Annotated in this window: 24 protein-coding genes; 11 read left to right on the top strand and 13 right to left on the bottom strand. The window is 65.2% G+C overall.

Features of this window, described 5'->3' with window-relative positions; genetic code table 11:
- Positions 1-87: 87 nt before the first annotated feature.
- The 3 genes from AB3X89_RS06185 to AB3X89_RS06175 all read left to right on the top strand — a co-directional run bounded on the left by AB3X89_RS06185 (position 88) and on the right by AB3X89_RS06175 (position 2,918).
- On the top strand, positions 88-1,980 hold the full coding sequence (locus AB3X89_RS06185; protein WP_368582352.1) for a bifunctional sugar phosphate isomerase/epimerase/4-hydroxyphenylpyruvate dioxygenase family protein: 1,893 nt from the start codon (positions 88-90) through the stop codon (positions 1,978-1,980).
- Positions 1,981-2,177: 197 nt separating this feature from the next.
- Entirely contained in the window at positions 2,178-2,510 is a 333-nt protein-coding gene (locus AB3X89_RS06180; protein WP_176106532.1) for a hypothetical protein, read from the top strand.
- A gap of 153 nt (positions 2,511-2,663) precedes the next feature.
- Positions 2,664-2,918 carry a hypothetical protein gene (locus AB3X89_RS06175; RefSeq protein ID WP_368582351.1) on the top strand — a complete coding sequence of 85 codons (255 nt, stop codon included), beginning with the start codon at positions 2,664-2,666 and terminating at the stop codon, positions 2,916-2,918.
- Between the two features lie 72 nt (positions 2,919-2,990).
- Here the strand turns inward: AB3X89_RS06175 and AB3X89_RS06170 are convergent, their stop codons facing one another.
- From AB3X89_RS06170 to AB3X89_RS06140, 7 genes are all read right to left on the bottom strand, one after another.
- The gene (locus AB3X89_RS06170; RefSeq protein ID WP_368582484.1) at positions 2,991-3,320 is read right to left on the bottom strand and encodes a hypothetical protein; all 330 of its coding nucleotides are present in this window, start codon (positions 3,318-3,320) and stop codon (positions 2,991-2,993) included.
- Between the two features lie 17 nt (positions 3,321-3,337).
- Complete coding sequence (locus AB3X89_RS06165; protein WP_152851539.1) at positions 3,338-4,105, bottom strand: AraC family transcriptional regulator; 768 nt, start codon at positions 4,103-4,105, stop codon at positions 3,338-3,340.
- A gap of 158 nt (positions 4,106-4,263) precedes the next feature.
- A complete protein-coding gene (locus AB3X89_RS06160; protein ID WP_368582350.1) occupies positions 4,264-5,556 on the bottom strand; it encodes an FAD-dependent oxidoreductase in 1,293 nt (430 codons plus the stop codon).
- Positions 5,553-5,828 (bottom strand): (2Fe-2S)-binding protein, encoded by a 276-nt coding sequence (locus AB3X89_RS06155; protein ID WP_368582349.1) that lies wholly within the window; start codon positions 5,826-5,828, stop codon positions 5,553-5,555. The genes AB3X89_RS06160 and AB3X89_RS06155 overlap by 4 nt, the downstream gene beginning before the upstream one ends.
- On the bottom strand, positions 5,821-6,972 hold the full coding sequence (locus AB3X89_RS06150) for an NAD(P)/FAD-dependent oxidoreductase (protein ID WP_368582348.1): 1,152 nt from the start codon (positions 6,970-6,972) through the stop codon (positions 5,821-5,823). The genes AB3X89_RS06155 and AB3X89_RS06150 overlap by 8 nt, the downstream gene beginning before the upstream one ends.
- Positions 6,969-7,937 (bottom strand): 4-hydroxyproline epimerase, encoded by a 969-nt coding sequence (locus AB3X89_RS06145; RefSeq protein WP_368582347.1) that lies wholly within the window; start codon positions 7,935-7,937, stop codon positions 6,969-6,971. Before AB3X89_RS06145 ends, AB3X89_RS06150 begins: the two co-directional genes overlap by 4 nt.
- 225 nt (positions 7,938-8,162) lie before the next feature.
- Positions 8,163-8,870: a response regulator transcription factor gene (locus AB3X89_RS06140; protein WP_368582346.1), complete on the bottom strand. Its 708-nt coding sequence runs from the start codon at positions 8,868-8,870 to the stop codon at positions 8,163-8,165.
- 291 nt (positions 8,871-9,161) lie between these two features.
- On the opposite strand from AB3X89_RS06140, the gene AB3X89_RS06135 reads away from it, so the two are divergent.
- Together AB3X89_RS06135 and AB3X89_RS06130 are read left to right on the top strand one after the other, a co-directional pair.
- Positions 9,162-10,460, top strand: a complete 1,299-nt coding sequence (locus AB3X89_RS06135; protein ID WP_368582345.1) for an MFS transporter — start codon at positions 9,162-9,164, stop codon at positions 10,458-10,460.
- A gap of 157 nt (positions 10,461-10,617) precedes the next feature.
- Complete coding sequence (locus AB3X89_RS06130) at positions 10,618-12,078, top strand: MFS transporter (protein ID WP_368582344.1); 1,461 nt, start codon at positions 10,618-10,620, stop codon at positions 12,076-12,078.
- 22 nt (positions 12,079-12,100) lie between these two features.
- On the opposite strand, the gene AB3X89_RS06125 is transcribed toward AB3X89_RS06130, so the two are convergent.
- The 6 genes from AB3X89_RS06125 to AB3X89_RS06100 all read right to left on the bottom strand — a co-directional run bounded on the left by AB3X89_RS06125 (position 12,101) and on the right by AB3X89_RS06100 (position 14,614).
- A complete protein-coding gene (locus AB3X89_RS06125; protein WP_368582483.1) occupies positions 12,101-12,373 on the bottom strand; it encodes a hypothetical protein in 273 nt (90 codons plus the stop codon).
- Positions 12,374-12,434: 61 nt separating this feature from the next.
- Positions 12,435-12,869: a DoxX family protein gene (locus AB3X89_RS06120; RefSeq protein WP_368582343.1), complete on the bottom strand. Its 435-nt coding sequence runs from the start codon at positions 12,867-12,869 to the stop codon at positions 12,435-12,437.
- 102 nt (positions 12,870-12,971) lie between these two features.
- Positions 12,972-13,379 (bottom strand): VOC family protein, encoded by a 408-nt coding sequence (locus AB3X89_RS06115; RefSeq protein WP_368582342.1) that lies wholly within the window; start codon positions 13,377-13,379, stop codon positions 12,972-12,974.
- A gap of 36 nt (positions 13,380-13,415) precedes the next feature.
- Positions 13,416-13,880 (bottom strand): RbsD/FucU family protein, encoded by a 465-nt coding sequence (locus tag AB3X89_RS06110; protein WP_368582341.1) that lies wholly within the window; start codon positions 13,878-13,880, stop codon positions 13,416-13,418.
- Positions 13,881-13,944: 64 nt separating this feature from the next.
- Positions 13,945-14,223 (bottom strand): hypothetical protein, encoded by a 279-nt coding sequence (locus AB3X89_RS06105; RefSeq protein WP_368582340.1) that lies wholly within the window; start codon positions 14,221-14,223, stop codon positions 13,945-13,947.
- Positions 14,224-14,245: 22 nt separating this feature from the next.
- Positions 14,246-14,614 carry a nuclear transport factor 2 family protein gene (locus AB3X89_RS06100; RefSeq protein ID WP_368582339.1) on the bottom strand — a complete coding sequence of 123 codons (369 nt, stop codon included), beginning with the start codon at positions 14,612-14,614 and terminating at the stop codon, positions 14,246-14,248.
- A gap of 274 nt (positions 14,615-14,888) precedes the next feature.
- On the opposite strand from AB3X89_RS06100, the gene AB3X89_RS06095 reads away from it, so the two are divergent.
- The 6 genes from AB3X89_RS06095 (at position 14,889) to flhC (ending at position 18,809) form a co-directional block, all read left to right on the top strand.
- A complete protein-coding gene (locus tag AB3X89_RS06095) occupies positions 14,889-15,278 on the top strand; it encodes a type II toxin-antitoxin system RelE/ParE family toxin (RefSeq protein ID WP_368582338.1) in 390 nt (129 codons plus the stop codon).
- Positions 15,275-15,577 carry an addiction module antidote protein gene (locus AB3X89_RS06090; RefSeq protein ID WP_368582337.1) on the top strand — a complete coding sequence of 101 codons (303 nt, stop codon included), beginning with the start codon at positions 15,275-15,277 and terminating at the stop codon, positions 15,575-15,577. The genes AB3X89_RS06095 and AB3X89_RS06090 overlap by 4 nt, the downstream gene beginning before the upstream one ends.
- A 172-nt stretch (positions 15,578-15,749) precedes the next feature.
- Complete coding sequence (locus tag AB3X89_RS06085) at positions 15,750-16,598, top strand: helix-turn-helix domain-containing protein (protein ID WP_368582336.1); 849 nt, start codon at positions 15,750-15,752, stop codon at positions 16,596-16,598.
- A 45-nt stretch (positions 16,599-16,643) separates the two neighbouring features.
- Positions 16,644-17,180, top strand: a complete 537-nt coding sequence (locus AB3X89_RS06080; RefSeq protein WP_368582335.1) for a GNAT family N-acetyltransferase — start codon at positions 16,644-16,646, stop codon at positions 17,178-17,180.
- Between the two features lie 724 nt (positions 17,181-17,904).
- Positions 17,905-18,225, top strand: a complete 321-nt coding sequence (gene flhD / locus AB3X89_RS06075) for a flagellar transcriptional regulator FlhD (protein ID WP_018434215.1) — start codon at positions 17,905-17,907, stop codon at positions 18,223-18,225.
- Positions 18,226-18,239: 14 nt separating this feature from the next.
- Positions 18,240-18,809 (top strand): flagellar transcriptional regulator FlhC, encoded by a 570-nt coding sequence (gene flhC / locus AB3X89_RS06070; protein WP_368582334.1) that lies wholly within the window; start codon positions 18,240-18,242, stop codon positions 18,807-18,809.
- The last annotated feature ends 112 nt before the right edge of the window (positions 18,810-18,921 follow it).

Here is an 18,921-nt window from a genome sequence, read left to right as displayed (position 1 = left end):
AAGCCCGGCAGGCCGCGTCCAAAGGCGCGCCGCAGCGGTTTGTCTGCTTGTTTCCCTTTCGTTTGTCCGTCTTTGCAGGAGCCGTTCATGCAACGTTCGATAGCCACCGTGTCGATAAGCGGCACCCTCGTCGAGAAGCTGAGCGCGATCCGCGCGGCAGGCTTCGAAGGTGTCGAAATCTTTGAGAACGACTTGCTGTATTTCGACGGCTCGCCGGCCGACGTGCGCCGCATCGCCGACGACCTCGGCCTGAAGATCATGCTGTTCCAGCCGTTTCGCGATTTCGACGGCGTCAGTCCCGAGCGGCTCGAGCGCAACCTCGATCGCGCGAAGCGCAAGTTCGATGTGATGCACGAGTTGGGCACGGACCGGATCCTCGTGTGCAGCAACGTGTCGCCCGAGACGATCTGCGACGACTCACTGATGATCGACCAGTTGGGCGCGCTGGCGCGCGCGGCCGAAGCGGCCGGCGTAATCGCCGGTTACGAGGCGCTCGCCTGGGGCAAGCACGTGAAGACGTACCGCCACGCGTGGAAACTCGTCGACGCCGTGAACCATCCGAGCCTCGGGCTCGTGCTCGACAGCTTTCATACGCTGTCGCTGAACGACACGCTCGACGCGATCGCCGAGATTCCGGGCGAGCGCATCGCGTTCGTGCAGATCGCGGACGCGCCGAAGCTCGCGATGGACGTGCTCGAATGGAGCCGCCACTACCGCTGCTTCCCCGGCCAGGGCGACTTCGATCTCGCGAACTTCACCGCGCAGGTCGTCAAGGCCGGCTACAAGGGCCCGCTCTCGCTGGAAATCTTCAACGACGGCTTTCGCGCCGCCCCCACCACGATCACGGCCGCCGATGGCCATCGCTCGCTGTTGTTCCTCGAAGAGCAAACTCGCGCGCTGCTCGAAGAGCGGCAGCAGCCGCAGAAGACATCGGGCGACCTGTACCGCTCGCCCGCCGCACCCGCGCACGTCGGCTATCAGTTCCTCGAATTCGCGGTCGATCACACCACCCGCGCGCAGCTCGCCGACTGGCTCGGCAAGCTGCGCTTTCGCCAGGCCGGCCAGCATCGTTCGAAGGACGTGACGCTGTATCAGCACGGCGCGGCATCCATCGTGCTAAACGCCGAGCCCGATTCGTTCGCTAACGCGTTTTTCCAGCAGCATGGCTTGTCGCTGTGCGCATCGGCGTTTCGTGTCGACGACGCGAGCCAGGCATTCGAGCGCGCCGCCGGCTTCGGCTACACGCCGTTCTCCGGCCAAATCGGGCCGAATGAGCGCGTGCTGCCGGCCGTGCAGGCACCGGACGGGAGCCTGAACTATTTCGTCGACGAAACGCCGGATCAGCCCACGCTGTTCGAGGCCGATTTCGTGCTGACTGACATCAACGGGCCGACCGAGGTGGGACCGCTCGAGCGCATCGATCACGTGTGCCTGTCGGTGCCGGCGAGTGCGCTCGATACGTGGGTGCTGTTTCTGCGCACCGCGTTCGGCTTCCAGGCCGAGCCGGGGGTGCTCGTGCCCGATCCGTACGGCCTCGTGCGCAGCCGCGCGCTGCGCAGCGCCGACGGCTCGGTGCGGATCGCGCTGAATGCATCGGTGGATCGCCATACCGCGGTAGCCGAGGCGCTGCACATGTATCACGGTTCCGGACTGAACCACGTCGCTTTCAGTACCGGCGACATCTTCAGCGCGATCCCCGAGTTCGTCGCCGACGGCGTGCCGATCCTGCGCATTCCGCGCAATTACTACGACGACCTCGCGGCCCGCTACGCGCTGTCCGACACGCTGCTCGAAGCGATGCGCGCGAACAATATCCTGTATGACCGCGACGAACGCGGCGGCGAGTTTTTCCACGCTTATACGGAGCAACTCGACCAGCGCTTCTTCCTCGAAATCGTCGAGCGGCGCGGTGGTTATGACGGCTATGGCGCGGCCAATGCGGCGGTGCGGCTCGCGGCTCAGGCGCAGCGCCGCAAGTAGCGGGCAGGCAGACACCCGAGGCGGCGGCTTCGTCATTGAAAAGTCGCCGCGTCGATACGGATTTCGTCTTCTCAGGCACGCGATTTGCGCCCCCAACGGGCAGGTTCGCCGTCTCGATATAATGGCGGCTGTTTGCGGTCCAGCCCGCGCGACGCGTGGACCCTCGGCCGAATCGCCGAATCAACGCCAGGAGAGATATGAAGAAGTTCGCTGCAGTCCTGTCCCTTTCGCTGCTTCTCAACGCTTGCGCGTATTTCCAGAAAGACCCCGATTCCGGCGAACCCGTCACGGACACGACGACGCAGCGTTCGGTCGACGACGTGGTCGCCTGTCTGACGCAGTTGGCCAATCACCACAACGCCGCGTTCAAGTCGACCGGGATCCCGCAAGGCCAGATGCTCGACTTTGGCGACTCGAACATCATCAAGGTACGCAGTGACAATGGCGCGACAACTTACCGTTTCTATGCGGGCAAGCGTCATGTAAGCAACCTGTGGATCGAATCGGCAGCCAAAACCTGCGCGCCATAAGGCTTTATGGCGCAAAAAACCGAAGTTGCGGGCGCCGGAATTTGATCCATTGCAACGTTCATGTCACGGTGTTACAGGACAATGGAGTCTTAAGAATCGTTTAAGACTTCGTCCGCAACATCCCCGGACATGTCCCCGCACGAGGTGCGCTCCATGAACCAGCCCGAACCGAATACCAACGAAACGCCGGCCAAGCGGCCCACTATCCTGCGCCGTCTGTTGAGCCATCACGAACTCGCGACGCTGCTGCTGTTGTTGCACGCACCGATCGATGCATCCGCAAAACCCGAAATTCCGCAGCTTTACGAAGCAGGTCTCGTCGAGACCGTTTCGAACGACGCGGGCAACTCGCATATCCGCCTCACGTCCGAGGGTAATGCGGTGTTGCGGGGGCTTGGGGTGAAGTAAAGGACGACCATCGTAAAGATTTGAGGCCGCGGCAACGGTCGACGTCGCCGCGGCCTTTTTCATTTAAGCCTTTCAAGCCTGCCACACCCCATACCCCGCCTCGCGCAACCCGATCGCCAGCTCCACTTCCATATCCTGCGCGCCGCGGTAAGGCATCGGGTTGAACACTTCGTACAGTTCGGGCATCAGACGCAAACCATAGTCGCGCACATACCGGTTGGCTTGAATGCCTGCCTTGTGCCGATCGAAGCGCAAGTCCGGGTCGAGCCCGGTCATGCCGACGTACACGCACGGCTTGTCGAAACGGTAATCGGGATTCGCGCGACGAAAGCGCGCCTCATTCCACACCTGGTCGTCGAGCGCGACGACGTACACGTAATAGTGATGCCCGCGACCCGCCATCACACGCCCGATGCCGCTCAGCCGCGCAGCGTACCGTGCAGCAACATCCGGTACTCGGTCGGTGTGACGCCGACGGTCGCCTTGAATTGCCGCGTGAACGCGCTGTGATCGGTGTAGCCGCAACGCGCGGCGACGTCGGTGACCTTGTCATGAGAAACCAGCAGCGCGGTTGCCGCATCGAGCCGCGTTTTCAGCAGCACCTGGCGCGGCGTCAGATGAAACACCTTGTGAAAGTAGCGCTCCAGCTGCGCGACCGACATGTCCGCCATCGCCGCAAGCTGCTTCAGGTTCAGCGGCTGCACGTAATTCTCCTGGATCGACTGCACGACGGCGGCGAGCCGGCTGTAGGCCGGGTGGCTGCTTTCGTCGGCTTTCAGATCGCGGGAGATGCCGGCGAGGCCGACCACCTTGCCGCTCGCATCGCGCAACGGCTGTTTGCAGGTCAGGCACCAGCCCGGTTGACGGCCCGGATATAGATGCAATTCGAGCTGATCGAGCATCTGGTTGCCGACGCCGATGATCGCCTTGTCCTGCGCGGTATAGATGCGCCCGAAGCGGCGCGGAAACACGTCTTCCGCGGTCTTGCCGAGCAGAGCCGCCTTTTCCTTGAAGCCGCAACGCGAGGCCAGCGTGCGGTTCACGAGCGCGTAACGCGCGTCCGCGTCCTTCACGAAGAACACGACGTCCGGCATTGCATCGAATACCGGCTCGAGCAACCTGAAATGCGACAGCATGCCGGACAGCGTCGTATCGTCCGGTTCGAGCGGATGAGCCAGCGTGTTCATCGTGCGGTTCCGTTGGTGCGTGCCTGGTTGATTGCGTTGGGTTGCGTTCGCGGATCGCTGCGCGGTGCGGCCGGGCAGCCTGCTCGTGCAGTTGATAGCGATCGATTATAGAGCCGCGCGCCGCGCGCCAATATCCGCCGAGGGTAAGCGCGGAGCCGTCATGGCGCCGCTGTCGGCGGCTCAGCGGCGCTCATCAGCGTGCCAATTTGCGCCGGGCTAAATGGCGGACGTGCCGCAGCGGCCGGCCAGCCGAAGTACAGGCTCGCGGCCACGCCGCAGATGCGCCCCTGGCAAGGGCCCATGCCGCAGCGCGTCTGCAGCTTCGCGTCACGCCAGTCGGCGCAGCGGCGCACCTCGCCGACGCTCACGTCCTCGCAACGGCATAGCAGCGTCGCGTCGGCGGGCGGCGTGCGAGCCGCCTCGCCCAATCCGAACGACGCCGCGACGCGCGCGCCAAAGCCCCGCCAGCGCGCGCGCTGCAGAACGAGCGCCGTCAGCGCGGCGCGTTGGGTCGCCGCCGCGCCGCTCGCCACGAGCCCGGCGATCTCGCCTTCCGCGCAAGCGAGTTCCGCGCCGCCGACGCCCGTGCACTCGCCCGCCGCATAAACGCGCTCGAGCGAGGTGCGCTGCCCAGCGTCGACGACGATTTCACCCGCGTCGTTGATCGCGCAGCCGAGCGCCTGGGCAAGCGTGACGTTGGGCAGCAGTCCGTAGCCGCACGCGAGGCGGTCGCAGTCGAGCGTCTCGTCGCGCTCGCCGCGCCGGATCGTCACCTGCTGCACGCGCTCGGCACCGCGGGCTTCGCGCACGATGCTGCCGGTCCAGTAGCGCAGTCCCGCGAAACCGCGCGTGAGGCTGATCGCCTGACGCAGCTTCGCAGGCTCGCGCAGCAGCGACACGCCGAAACGCGCGACCTCGGCCGCCGATGCCTGTTCGACCACCGCGATCACATGCGCGCCGGCCTCTCGCGCGGTGGCCAGCGCGGCCATCAGCAGCGGGCCGCTGCCGGCGATCACGATGCGTTCGCCGCGCACCGGCATGCCGCCTTTGATCAGCGCCTGCAATGCGCCCGCGCCGGTTACGCCGGGCAAGGTCCAGCCGGGAAACGGCAGAAGACGCTCGCGCGCGCCGGTCGCGAGAATCAGTCTGTCGTAGGTGATCGACACGCCGCCGTGTTCGGCGGATTCGAGCAGCAAAGCTTGCGCGCCGAGCGGCGCAACCACGCGCGTCGATGGCCAGTAAGTGAAGTTTTGCTGCGATTGCAACGCTGCGAGTAACGCATGCAGCGGCGCTTGCGGCGGATAGGTGGGCCCCTGGCGCCAGATCTGGCCGCCGGCGCGCGGGTTGTCATCGATCTGCGCGACCGTCGCGCCTGCCTGCGCCGCCGCTCGCGCGGCATTGAGCCCGGCCGGACCACCGCCGATCACCACGATGTCGAAGTGCTGCGTCATGCGTCTACGGTCCCGTTTCGTGTCTGCACGCGCTGGCCGTCGCGGCACAGCGTCTGGCACGCGAGCACGTACGCGAGTCCGTCGATCGTCACGCGGCACTCCTGACACACGCCCATCCCGCACAACGCGTCGCGCGGCTCGCCTGTGACCGACAGACGCGAGCCGCGGATACCCGCAATAGCGAGCGCCGCGGCCACGGTCGTGCCGGGTTCCACTTCGATGCTGCAACCATCGACCGTCAAACGGATGCTAGCCGCGTCAGTGTCAGTCATGGGCCACCTGTTCAGCAAAACGGACCGGCAAATAAGGTTCGAACGGAATCGGCGCGGCGTGGCCCGCGATCTGCGCCGCGAGGAGTTTCGCGGTCGCAAGAGAGGTCGTTACGCCCAGTCCTTCGTGACCGACCGCAAGCCATACGCGGGACGTGGAACCAGCGCCAACTTCGGGTGCAAACTCGCCGGCCGGTCCGATCAGCGGCAACCCGTCCGGAGACGCGGCACGAAAGCCCGTCCACGCGCGGAGGCCGCTGAGCGTCGGCAACGCCGGCAGATATTGCGCTGCACGTTGCAGCATCTGCGCGAGCACGGGCATCTCGACGGCGGGATCGGTCGTTTCGAACTGGCGCGACGAGCCGATCAGCAATTGCCCGGTCGGACGCGGCTGCGCGTTGAACGCGACCGACGTGCCGGTCGCGTGGTGTGCGCTCTTGATGTAGCCGAGCTCTAGCAGTTGATGACGGATGAGCCCCGGGTAGCGGTCGGTGATCAGCAGATGGCCTTTCTTCGGCTGCATCGGCAGCGACGGCAGCAATTGCGCCGCGCCGATGCCGTTCGCGACGATCACGTGCGCCGCGCTGATGCGCTCGCCGCTCGCCAGCGTCACACCACCCGCATCGATCGACGTGACCTGCGCACCGAGCCGCACGCCGATGTTCGCCGCGTGCGGCGATCGGGCGAGCAGCCATTCGGCGGCGGTCGGCGCATACACGATGCTGTCGTGCTCGATGCGCAAGCCGCCGGCCATCGATGGCGCGAGCGCCGGTTCGCAGGCGCGCAACCCGGCTGCGTCGATCAGTTGCGCGGCGACGCCTTGGCTCTCAAACGCCGCATGCATTGTGCGCGCGGCTTGCCATTCTTCGTCGTCGGCTGCGACCCACAGTGTGCCGCAGCGCGCGAACGCGTCGCGCGCGCGAAGCTGCGGCGCGAGTTCGAGCCACAGCTCGCGCGAATAACGGCTCAGTGCGAATTCCGCGGGCGAGTCGTTCATCACGACGATATGGCCCATGCCGGCCGCCGTCGCGCCGCCGCCGATGCGCTGCGCGTCGAGCACGTCGACACGCAGGCCGAGCGCGGCCAGTTCCGCCGCGCACGCGGCACCGACGATACCCGCTCCGATGATCAGCGCGTCCGGGCTCATGCGGTCCGGATACCCCACGCAAACGGATCGCGCTCATCGAAACACAGACGCCCCTCGGCCATGATGTGCGCGTGACCGGTGATGGTCGGAATCACGCGGACGCCGTCGTGAACGCCATCGCCCGCGGCGCGATAGCTCGCCTCGAACACGCTGCCGATGATGCTCTCCTGGCGCCACACCGCGCCTTCGGCGAGCTTGCCGTCGGCCGCGAGGCACGCAACCTTCGCGCTGGTGCCGGTGCCACACGGCGAGCGGTCGTACGCATTGCCCGGACACAGCACGAAGCTGCGGCTGTCGATGCCCTCGCGCGAGCCCGGTCCGAACAGCTCGATGTGGTCGATCAGCGCGCCGTTCGCGCCGGTGATGTTCTGTGCGATCAGCGCGTCGCGAATCGCCGAGCTGAAAGCCGTCAGGCTCGCGATGTTCGCGGCGTCGAGCTCGTGCCCATGCTCGGCCACGAGGAAAAACCAGTTGCCGCCCCAGCCGATGTCGCCGGTCAGCACGCCATAGCCAGGCACGTCGACCTGCACGGCCTTGCGGTGGCGATACGCGGGCACGTTGCGCACCGCGACGCCCCCGTCTTCGTTCAGCGTCGCCTCGACCACGCCGACCGGCGTTTCGATCCGGTGCCGTCCCGGCCCGATCCGCCCCATGTGCGCGAGCGACACGACGAGCCCGATCGTGCCGTGACCGCACATGCCGAGATAGCCGACGTTGTTGAAGAAGATCACGCCGGCCGCGCAGCTCGGATCGTCGGGCTCGCAGAGCAGCGCGCCGACCACCACGTCCGAACCCCGTGGTTCGGTGACGATGCCGGCGCGCCAGTCGTCGAAGCGGGTGCGGAAAACGTCGAGCCGTTGCGCGAGCGTGCCGCCGCCCAGATCCGGGCCACCCGACACCACGAGGCGGGTAGGCTCACCGCCGGTGTGCGAGTCGATGATGTTGAGGGTTTTCATGTCGCCCATGGTAGGAATCGCGGGCTGGTGGGTCTTGGTGCGCGTGCGCGCGGATTGAGACGATTTCGGCATACCGGGACGATGTGTGATCCGCCGCGCGCGCGGCGTGCGGAACGTCCCGCTATTCGGTACCGGCGTCGACAAACATCACTCCGAACCCGGCACCGAACGCCGCTGGCCAGCCCGACAGCCTATAACGCGGATTTCAGCATATACCCGGCCGACTGCAAATCTTCATTCACTGAGCACGTGGTCACCGACCCGCAGCAACCGGTAGCCGCTCCTGTATACAGGCTGCAGCCGGAAACCGTTACGCGGCTCGATCGCGAGCAACAGACGCAGCCGCGACACGTGACTGTCGATGGTCCGCGTGTATTCGCGCAACTCGCGGCCCCACACCGTCGCGAAGATATGGTCGCGCGACATCACGCGATCGATATTGGAAAAGAGCAGCACCGCGATCCGGTACTGCGTGGGCGACAACGGTACCGGCTCGCCATGCAGCGCGACCGCCCGGCGATGCGTGTCAAAGCGATAAGGGCCGATCTCGAAGCAGGTCGCGGCGCTGAAGCTCACCGGGTAAGCGCGCCGCAGCAGCGCCGCGACTCGCGCGCGAAACTCGGCGTCCCGCAACGGCAACGCGAGGTATTCGTCGGCGCCGCCAGTGAGCGCGCGCACCATGCTTTCCTCCGACCTGTCGTTCGACACGAACATGATCGGCACATGCTCGCCCGCCACGACGCGCATCGAGCGCAACAGGTCCGCTCCGGCGGGCCGCGTATCGTGCCAGTCGAGCACCAGCAGATCCATGGTGGAGTGCACGAGCGATTTCGACATCGCGCGGCCGTCGTCATACGCGGCGCAGAAATGGCCGGCTCTCACCAGCATTGATTTAATGGACTGACGCATGACCGGGTCACGCTGAAGGACAGCAACGCGCATGGAATGACTCTCGATAAGGATTCGCGGGCCATTCTCCGGGGCGCACCCCGGTCCCTCCCTTCGGAGCATTCCGAATTTCGGCGCTTTCTTCGCCCAACTGGGCGCTTCCGCGGCACTTCCGCTTTCATCCTGTAAAATTCGCGCCGGCCTCCGTCGTCAGCGCGCCCGCCCTATCCGGACGGCGCGCCCGTGTCCCGTGCTCTACCCAGCGCCTGCCACACTTCTCGCCCGACGACCGCCGTATGTCCACGCGTGACCCGCGTGGCTCCCAATTCAACAAAAGACATGGCAATGCAAGCAACAAATCTGGGTGGAGCACAGGCTGTCACCCCACGCCCGCTTGGGCACAGCGATTACAAGACACTCGGTCTCGCCGCGCTCGGCGGAGCGCTCGAGTTCTACGACTTCATCATCTTCGTTTTCTTCGCGCCCGCGATCGGCCAGCTGTTCTTCCCGGCGGCGATGCCGGACTGGCTGCGCCAGGTACAGACTTTCGGCATTTTCGCGGCCGGTTATCTGGCGCGGCCGCTCGGCGGCATCATCATGGCGCACTTCGGCGACCTATTCGGCCGCAAGCGCATGTTCACGCTGAGCGTGCTGCTGATGTCGGTGCCGACGCTGCTGATGGGCCTGATGCCCACCTACGCGAGCATCGGCGTGCTCGCGCCGGTGCTGCTGCTGTTCCGCGTGATGCAGGGCGCGGCGGTCGGCGGCGAAGTGCCGGGCGCATGGGTGTTCGTGTCCGAGCATGTGCCCGGGCGGCACGTCGGCTACGCGTGCGGCACGCTGACGGCCGGCCTCACCGCCGGCATTCTGCTCGGCTCGTTGATCGCGTCGGCGGTCAATCGCCATTTCACGCCGGCCGATATTTCCGAGTTTGCGTGGCGCATTCCGTTCCTCATCGGCGGCGTGTTCGGCATGTTCTCGGTCTACCTGCGCCGCTGGCTGCACGAGACGCCGGTGTTCGCCGAGCTGAAGCAGCGCAAGGCGATCGCCGCGGAAGTGCCGCTGAAGGCCGTACTGCGCGATCACGGCCGCGCGGTGATCGTGTCGATGCTGCTCACGTGGATGCTGTCGGCGGCGATCGTCGTCGTGATCCTGATGACGCCGACGCTGCTGCAAAAGCAATTCCACATCGAGCCGGCTACCGCGCTGCTCGCGAACTGTGTCGCGACGCTGTGCCTGACGATCGGCTGCGTGATGGCGGGTTCGATCGCCGGACGGTTTGGCGCGGGCCGCACGATTTTCGTCGGCGGCGTAGCGCTTGCGATTACGTACTACGTGATGTTTCGCCAGTTGGCCGTCGACACGTCCCTGCTCGTGCCGCTGTACGCACTCGCCGGGCTGTTCGTCGGCGTGATCGGCGCGATTCCGCTCGTGATGGTCCGCGGATTCCCGCCGGTCGTTCGCTTCTCGGGCATCTCGTTCTCGTACAACGTCGCGTACGCGGTGTTCGGCGGTCTGACGCCGATCGCCGTTTCGCTGATGATGAAGTCGAACCCGCTGGCCGCGCCGCTGTACGTCGCGGCGATCTGCGTGCTGGGCGCACTGACCACGCTGTTCATCAAGGACGCGCCGCAGGGGCGTTGAGCCGACGCCGCATCTCGCTTCGTCGATCCGCATCCAGCGTGTCGACGAAGCGCCCCGCGACGGCGCGGTTTTCGACGCGCCGTCACTCGCACGGGCGACATCCATACTTCACGCCGCGCCGAAACGTGGCACGCTGCATCGGGCATACGATGCAGTCATGAACTCATCCAAATCCTCCTTTTCGCCCACCCTCGGCCGCGTTCTCGCGACCGTCAGCGTCGGCTTCGTGGTCACGCAACTCGACGTGACCATCGTCAATATCGCGCTGCCGCGAATCGGCGCGGATCTGCACGCGAACGTCGCGGGACTGCAATGGGTCGTCGACGCGTACACGCTCGCGTTCGCCGTGCTGATGCTGTCGGCCGGCGCGCTCGGCGACCGCTTCGGCGCGCGGCGCATGTACGCGTGCGGAATCGTGCTGTTCGCGCTGGCGTCGCTGGCCTGCGGACTCGCGCTCGACGCGCCGATGCTGGTCGCCGCGCGCGCGGTGCAAGGCATCGGCGCGGCCGCGATGCTGCCGAATTCGCTCGCGCTGCTCAATCAGTCGTTCGGCCACGAACCGAAGCTGCGCGCACGCGCGGTCGGCCTGTGGACCGCGTCCGGCGCGATTTCGATCGCGGCGGGGCCGGTGGCCGGCGGTCTGCTGATCGCCGCGTTCGACTGGCGCAGCATCTTCCTCGTCAATCTGCCGATCTGCGCGGCCGGCCTGCTCGCGACGCTGCTGTGGATTCCGCGTCCGCAAACCGCGCAGCGCGGCGCGCCCGCCGCCGCTCGCGGCAACACCGGCGCGACGCCGCGCGGCATCGATCTCGGCGGCCAGGGTCTCGCGATCGTCGCGCTCACCGCGTTCGTCGCCGCGGTGATCGAATGGCGGCCGCTCGGGCTCGCGCATCCGCTGGTCGCCGGCGGCTTCGTGCTGGCGCTGCTGGCGGCGGTCGCGTTCGTGTTCGTCGAAGCGCGCGTCGCGAGCCCGATGCTGCCGCTGTCGCTGTTCGGCACGCGCACGTTCAGCGCCGCGGTGCTGTTCGGTATCTGCGTGAACCTGACGTATTACGGCATGGTATTCGTGCTGAGCCTTTACCTGCAGCGTGTGCGTGGCTACACGCCGCTGCAGGCGGGCCTCGCGTTCCTGCCGCTGACGGGTGGCTTCCTGGTCTCGAACGTCGCGAGCGGCTGGGTGATCGGCCGCCTCGGGGTGCGCGTGCCGATGATCCTCGGCGCGATCACGGCCGGTCTCGGCTACGGCCTGCTGCATCTCGTCGATGCCGACACGCCGCTGATCGGCCTGCTGCTGCCGTTTTTGCTGATTCCGTCGGGCATGGGACTCGCGGTGCCGGCGATGACCACGGCGGTGCTCGCCTCGACCGAAGCGCGGCGCGCGGGCACGGCGTCGGCGGTATTGAACACGGCGCGCCAGGCCGGCGGCGCGGTGGGCGTGGCGGCGTTCGGGACGCTCGCGGGCGGCGCGGCCGCGACCCAGATCGTGCCGGGGATGCAGGCGGCGACGGCTATTTCGATGGGATTGCTGGTGCTGGGTCTCGTGCTTGCGTGCTTCGTGCATCCGGAGCCGCACGCGACGGCGTCGTCTGCGCGGGGGGCGAGAGCCGCGAGTAAGTAAGCGGTGTGTGTAACGCAGGCGCCTACAGCGACGCCTCCTGAATCGTGCCGGTATCGATTGCGCGCTCGATCAGGCCTTCGTCGCGCGCCTTGGCGATCGCATCGGCGACCAGTTTCTCCGGGTCCTCGATCTCCGCCTTCAGCGTGCCGATGAATCCGGACGCATCCAGAACCACTAGCGTCTTCGCGGAATCGGCGAGGCTGATGATCACGCGATGCGGCGTCGCCCCTTCGCCGAGACTCGCGCACAGTTGCGTGAGCTTGCCGCCGATCATTTGCTCGAAGTTCTGAATCATCATCTGCTCCCTTGAATGGCGCGGATTGGAACCCTGCTGGTAGCAGGATCCGGGCCGCGCCCTACAGGCCGCCGAGTCTGCTGCGCGGCGCGCGCGCGTTGTCGACGCTCAGACGCCCCGCGCCGGTGACGAACAGCAGCAGGAAACCGCCCGCGATTCCGATGTTCTTCCAGAAATGAATCACCATGTCGTGCTGCAGCGCAGGGTCGGTGATATTCCAGAAGTCGTGGCCGAGCACCGCGGTCGCGACCGTATACACCGCCATGATCAGCGCGAGCGGTCGCACCTTGAAGCCGATCACGAGCAGCAGGCCACCGAGCACCTCGACCGCGGTTGCGATCGGCGCGGCGATCTGCACGAACGGCACGCCCTTCGAATGCAGGTAGCCGACGAAGCCCGCATAGCCCAGCAGCTTCATCACCCCGCTCCACAGGAACAGCACGGAAAGCGCAAGACGGGCGATGAAAATAATGCCGAAATCGACGGGACGCGACATGGGGGACTCCTGTAATGAATAAGCAGCAGACCCGAATAGACGGGCTCAGTTCCCCGCCTCGCCCCTGAGCATATGTGCAATGGCGACGATTTCCAAGCCCGCTCAGGCTGGTGGATAGGTGGCGACCTCGATCAGGTTGCCGTCCGGATCGCGGCAATACACCGAGGTCATCTTGCCGCGCGCGCCGTCGCGCTCCACCGGCCCCGCCTCGATCGCGACGCCTTGCGCGAGCCAGTGCGCCTTGACTTCGTCCGGTCTCGCGGTGGTCACGAAGCACAGGTCGGCCGTGCCCGGCACCACCTCGCGCGACGTGAACCAGACGACGGTATCGGCCGACGCGGGACGCAGATTGATCTTCTGATTGCCGTAGGTCATCGCCACGCGCATGCCGCTGCGCGACGTGAACTCGGTGCGTCGCATGCCGAGCATCCGCGCGTACCAGGCCGCGCTCGCTTCGACGTCAGCGACGTTCAGAACGAGATGATCGAGACTGTCTAGCTGGAAGCTCATGGTTTTGTCCCGATGAAGCGGGGAAGGTGGCCGCGACTATGCGCGCGGTGCGTCCGGCGCGAGCAACACGCCCTTCGTGAACACGAAGCAACCGTAGCCGCGCTCTTCGCCGGTCGCGATCACGCAGTATGCGCGGCGCGCACGCTCGTAAAACGCGAATCGCTCGATCGACACGAAGGGCACCTCGCGCCCCTCTCCCTCATTGACCTCGGCTTGCGCTTCGCGCTGCACGGCGGGAATCGTCTGCGGCTCGCCCACCACTTCCATGCGCGACGCGGGATGCTCGATGAAGGTGTCGAGCGGCAGCACCGACAGCACCGCGCGGATCGCGCGCGGCGAACTGACGCCGTCGAGCCGCAGCGGCCTGCCGAGCACGGTATCGCGCGCGACCGCGTCGGCCGGGAAGTTGGCGTCGCAGATCACGAGCTCGTCGCCGTGGCCCATCGAGCGCAGCGCGTGGAGGATATCGGCGTTCAGTAGCGGGTCCAGATTTTTCAGCACGGGGTCTCCTGGTCGTTCGGTTTGGAACATGCCGCGGCGGTGAGGTCGTGCGTGTCATGCGTCATCAGCACGACGATCGATTGTAGCAAGCGCGTCGCGGGTCTTGCGGCGCTGCGCTCGCACCGCATTGCCAGCGCAGCCATCCGACCAGAGCGAGCAGCACGAGCCCCGCGCCGCCGAGCACCGGCTCGCGCCAGCCGAACAGTGCGATGAACATGAACGCCCGCGCGCCGCCGAGCAGCGCAAAACCGGCGATCGCGCTCGATAACGCATCGAACGCGGCCGCGACACGCAGCAACGCGAGATGAACTTGGGCGGGCCTGGCAGCGGCGGGGTCGTGCATGATCGTCTCCGTGAAAAGCGCCTCAGGCGGCGCCAGGGGTTTCGTCGAGGAAACCGGTGACCGCTTGCAAGCGTCCATCGGCGTCCACCACGCCGAAGTCCGAGCCCTTCACGATCGCCTCGCCAGCGGGCGTCGTCAGCGCCCACGAGAAGCGCAGACGATTCGCGAACCCGTCGACGTCGGTCGTACGGCGAAACGTGTGATGCGGAAAGCGCTCGTGCACCGCGCGGATCATCGCGTCGATGCCATCGTGGCCCGCCCCCGCCAGCAGCGGGTCGCGATAGTCGGCGTCGGCGCTCCACGTGGCCGCGATCAACTCGCGACGACGCGCGCCATCGGTCTCGTTCCAGGTGTCGAAATAACGGTCGATCAGATCGGTATGTGCATTCATCTCAAACTCCTCGATTGGCAGGACTGAGCGCTTCGCGCGTCATACGCATCGCATGCGGCGGGCTCGGAGTGAAGATTGACGGTTCGCGTGCACTGCGTCGATTACGTGGGAGGTAATCAAGCGGATGCAGCGTCGCTGTTACGCAGCGTCTTTCACTGTCCTTCACGCCAAATAGGCCATCCGGCCGAGTCGGCAAGAAACCTTTGCATCGCTAACCTCACGAAGCCTGCCGATGACTTCGCGAGGCGGGCAATGCAATGAACGGGAGGACGGCTTGGACCGCTTTATCGAGACACTTTTTTCGCTTGCACGACCGTATCCTCAAGGATACAATCATCCGCAGATCGAAACACCGCGCGCGTACACGATCAACTGCACCGAGGAGTTCGATCGTTGGCTTCACGGCCTCACCGACCTCAAGGCCAAGGCGCAAATTCTCGTGCGAATCCGGCGCGCGGAACGCGGACTTTTCGGCGACGCGAAGTTGCTGGAAAACGGCGTGTTCGAGATGCGCATCGATTGCGGCCCGGGTTACCGGGTCTACTACGCGCGCGAGGGGCGCATGATGTATCTGCTGCTGTGCGGGGGTATCAAGTCCACGCAGCAGGCCGATATCAGGCATGCCGGAACAATGTGGGCAACCATCAGAAAGGAACGGTCATGAGCAAGATCAAAACGGCGCGCTTCGACGCATCGAAGTACCTCGACAACGACGAGATGGTCGCGGCCTATCTGAACGCCGCGCTCGACCAGGGCGACTCCGACCTGCTGCTCGCCGCCATTGCGGACATCGCCAAGGCACGCGGCATCACGAAGATCGCCGCGGCAGCGGGCCTGGGCCGCGAAAGCCTGTACAAGACACTCGCGCCCGGCTCCAAGCCACGCATGGACACGGTCCTCAAGCTGGCGGGTGCGATCGGCGTCAAATTCACCGCCGTGCCGCTGCGCATGGCCGCCGCCTGAGCCGGGCGCGGCGCTGGCCAGTGCGTCGCGCGAATTCACGCGTGGCGGCCGGGGCCGGCGCAATCGTTGGTGTGAAGCGACGGTATCGGCCGCACGTCGCGTTGGTTGAAATTGGCGGGGCATTACCTCTCAGGTAATCGATTGCCTGCACGCTTTGACTATCATCGGTGGCATGAACACACTCTCTATCGCACAAACGGCTTCGTCATCCCCGTCGAGAGGCACTCGGGCGGTCGGCGAACTTCTCCGCGAATGGCGGCAACGGCGGCGCATGAGTCAGCTGCTGCTCGCCACGGAGGCCGACATTTCGACGCGCCATCTGAGCTTTGTCGAATCGGGGCGCGCACTACCGAGCCGGGAAATGGTCATGCATCTCGCCGAGCGTCTCGACGTGCCATTGCGCGCGCGCAATGCCCTGCTCGTCGCGGCCGGTTACGCGCCGCTGTTCCGCGAACGTCCGCTCTCCGACCCGCAGCTCTCCGCCGCGCGCGAAGCCGTCGAACTGGTCCTCAAGGGACACGAGCCCTACCCGGCCCTCGCGATCGACCGGCATTGGACCATCGTCGCGACCAACAATGCGCTTGCGCCGTTGTTGAGCGGCGCGAGCCCCGAACTGCTCAAGCCACCGGTCAACGCGCTGCGCCTGAGCCTGCATCCGCAAGGCATCGCGGCATCGATCATCAACTGGCATGCATGGCGCGAGCATGTGCTGGCCCGGCTGCAACGGCAGATCGACGTCAGCGGCGACGAGACGCTGAGCGCGCTGCGCGACGAACTGGCCGGCTATCCCGCGCCGCCGGGTGCCGACGCCTCGATGCCGGACGATGCCGTCCTCAACCAGATCGCCGTGCCATTGCGGCTGCGCACACCGCTTGGCGTGCTGTCGTTTTTCAGCACTACCACGGTGTTCGGCACGCCGGTGGACGTTACGCTGTCGGAACTCGCTATCGAGGCGTTCTTTCCAGCGGATCAGCAAACCGCGGCCGCGCTGCGCGAGTTTGCCGAACACCAGCGCGGCTAGTCTCTCGCGCACCCCGTCCGCCCGACCCAGCACGAACCAAGTGATATGTCCGTCAACGCCGACACCCTGCTCATCCGCCAACTCGGACCCGCCGACCGGGACGCCTATTTCCAGCTTCGTCTGCGCGGGCTGAAGGCGCATCCCGCTTCGTTCGGACAAAGCTACGACGAAGCGCTCGCAAAAGGCCCCGCGCAGCATGACGCGACGTTGCTGGGCTCGGAGGCGGAAGGCTCGTTCCTGCTTGGCGCGTATGCATCGGCGGATGCTCCGTTGATCGGCGTCGTCGGTCTGCGGCGCAACCAGGCTCACAAGGAACGTCACAAGGCGAACGTGGTCGGCATGTATGTCGCACAAGAAGCGGCTGGTCGTGGGGTCGGGCGTGCGCTGCTCAGCGAGTTGTTGACGCGCGCGGCGCGCGTCGACGGTTTGCGGCAGGTGCAACTGACCGTGGGTAGCCGCAACGACGCGGCGCGCAAACTGTATGAATCGCTCGGCTTTCGCAAATATGGGTGCGAAGTCGGCGCGTTGGACGTCAACGGCGTATTCCACGACGAGGATCTGATGGCGAGATTCCTCGCATAGCGCTCACCTGCGGCCGATTCCGGTGCCTCGGCAAGGTTGTAAATATCAGCGCTCAATGCAGCAACATCTGTCAGGCATCCTGCACGGCTCTGGCTCGTCGCCGTCTTCGTCGGCAACGTAATCTGCACACGTTTGCGACCGCTTTTCGATCTCAGGGCCGAATGCATCCGCCGGTCCGCCTGCCCATCAGCAATCGAGCCGTTACAAATCCCGCCCCAGTTTGCATAGTTGTAACTGGGGGCGCACCAAGCCGTTACACGCCTCATCCGTCCCTCACTCGCCATGAAAGACGAGTATTTATTACCGTCTTTTCCATCGCTTTCCATTTCCTTTCCAATTCAAAACGAATTTACCGATCGCCTCGCGGCCCGAATGCGCGGCCGGGACAAGCGCGCTAGATTCCCGCGCAGCAAGGGTTTTCATGGATTAGAGGCGACTCTCGGAAGGCTAAAAACCCAGTTGGCATCATTCATTACAACGACGTGAAAAACTTACCGAAAAATGGTGTGGCTTTTTGAGATATTTTTTTGTGAAGGGATTGATTTCTGGTTTTACCCTTCATACAATTCGTCCCGAGCTGTTACGAAATGTAACGTCTTGTATCAAATGTTCGCTGTCTGTAGCAGGTAGCAACATGTAGCCGGAGGCAGCGTTTCCGGCGAGGCAGAAAAGACATAACGGCGCAAAGCCGACATAGAAATTCGGGGCTTCGGAAACAGAGAAAATGGACCGTAGCAGCGAGACGCTGGATTCAATCCGCGAGATCAATTTGTCTTACATCATGCTCGCGCAACGTATGTTGCGCGAGGACAAACCGGTCGGAATGTTCCGGCTGGGACTGTCGTCGGAACTGGCTGATTTGCTTGCCGGGCTGTCGCTCGCGCAAATCGTCAAGCTGGCCTCTTCCGACCAGCTTTTGTGCTTCTTCCGCTTCAACGACCACGCGATGCTGTCGGCGTTGACGCAAACGACGAAGCACGCCGCAGTTGCACCGACCCACACGGCGATTCTGCTTGCGGGCCAGCCCGCCGAGCAATTTGCCTGATCGAGATGACTGCAATGCTCAAGCGAAGCCTGACCGAAGATGCACAGGAAGTATTTCGCGCGATCGCACTGATCGAGCTCGGCGCCCGCATGCAGGTGCTAGAGAGCGAGCTCACGCTGTCGCGCGACCGTATGATCCGCCTGTATCGTGAGGTCAAGGGCGTATCGCCGCCCAAGGGCATGCTGCCGTTTTCGGCGGACTGGTATATGACGTGGCTCGCGAACATTCACGCGTCGCTGTTCTACAACACGTACCTGTTCCTGAAGAACGAAGCGCGCTGCTCGCATCTGGATGCGCTGACCAAGGGATATCGGTTGTATCTCGAGCACTGTCAGCACAGCGAAACCGAGCCGGTGCTCGATCTGACGCGCGCGTGGACGCTCGTGCGTTTCTTCGACGCGGACATCCTGCAGCTGACCAAGTGCTGCCGCTGTACCGGCAAGTTCGTCGCGCATAAGCACGACCTGCAGCACAACGTCGTGTGCGGCGCGTGCCAGCCGCCGTCGCGTGCCGGCAAGACGAAGAAGGCAGCCGCCGCGCGCCGGGAAGCGCTCGGTGCGGCACAGGCCGCGCAGGCCGCCTGACCGCTCGAGGCGCCCGTCGCGAGACGCGGCCAACCCGTTTCAAACCGAAGCTCACGTGAATCCGCGCAGTGATTGAACTGCGCGGATTTTTTTCGCCTTCGCGCCGGGCCAA

This window comes from Paraburkholderia sp. BR14320 (assembly GCF_040948665.1).
GTDB lineage: Bacteria > Pseudomonadota > Gammaproteobacteria > Burkholderiales > Burkholderiaceae > Paraburkholderia > Paraburkholderia youngii.
This window is presented reverse-complemented; position numbering and strand designations above follow the sequence as displayed.